Raw genomic sequence first — 1013 nt, forward strand, 5'->3', positions numbered from 1 at the left:
CTGCACCGGGATCAGCACGAGGTCGGCGGCAAGGAGTGCCGAGCGCATAAGCCCGGCGACGCGCGGCGGGCCGTCGATGACGACGTGGTCGGCGCCCCGCGCCAGTTCCGGCGCTTCCCGGTGCAGCGTGTCGCGTGCGAGGCCGACGACGCCGAACAGGCGTGGCTCGCCGCCACGACTGCGCTGCTGCGACCAGTCGAGAGCCGAGCCCTGCGGGTCGGCATCGATCAGGGTGACGCGGTTGCCGCGGCGGGCCCATTCGCCGGCGAGATGCAGAGCCAGCGTCGTCTTGCCGACGCCGCCCTTCTGGTTGAGGAGCGCGATGATCATGACGTCTCTCCCACGTCGCTGTCGGGGAGGCGTCGGGCCGCAGCGAGAGTACGCGCCTCGGTGGCTCCCGAACCGCGAAAGAGCCTGGTCGGGTCAGAGCAGGGAGATGGCTGGCTTTTGGCGGCGCCGTTTCCGGGCTTCTTGTTGTGGCCGTGCTTTTCCACACTGGCCGTGGCAAAAAAAGAGTTAGATTCTCTATTGTTAGATAGGTTAGGGGCAGGAATCGCGTTTTGTGGCCAGAGCGTTAGCTGCTCGCGCTGCGTGCGGAATCCCGATAGGTGTGCGTGGGAAGTCCCGATATCGGCTGCGTGCGAAGTCCCGCGTGTTTCCACAGTACCATCCACAGGCCCTCGAAGCCGTCGATCGGGGACGATCCGCAGCCGTTCGCGGCCGGCCTCGCGTTCGACTTGAAGCCGGTAGCCGGGCAGCGGCTGGCGCGCGGCGATACGGCGAAGCTGCAGCGCGAAGTCGGAGGCGCGCACGAGGCTGCCGGACTTTTCGTGAAGGTGGGGGACCTCGAAGACCCAACCGGCCGGCTGGCGGCCGGCATGCTTGCGGGCGACGCGGTAGAGCCAACGCTCGATGCCGCCGGTCAGCCGAAAATAGGCCGGATCGATGGCGAGCACGAGCGAGCGGTCGATGACGCCGCGATAGAACCAGTCGGGCAGGACGAACTCCATGCC

2 protein-coding genes are annotated in these 1013 nt (G+C 67.4%); both read right to left on the reverse strand.

Translation table 11 applies throughout. The annotated features are described in order from the left end of the window. A partial coding sequence (locus EOA86_RS36060) for an AAA family ATPase (protein WP_164892387.1) occupies nt 1-330 on the reverse strand: 330 nt, incomplete at its 3' end. Next, nucleotides 327-1013: replication initiator protein A (locus EOA86_RS36065; protein ID WP_206630255.1), on the reverse strand; the 687-nt coding region annotated here is incomplete at its 5' end. The genes EOA86_RS36060 and EOA86_RS36065, both read right to left, overlap by 4 nt.

Source organism: Mesorhizobium sp. M5C.F.Ca.IN.020.32.2.1 (assembly GCF_004023105.1).
GTDB lineage: Bacteria > Pseudomonadota > Alphaproteobacteria > Rhizobiales > Rhizobiaceae > Mesorhizobium > Mesorhizobium wenxiniae.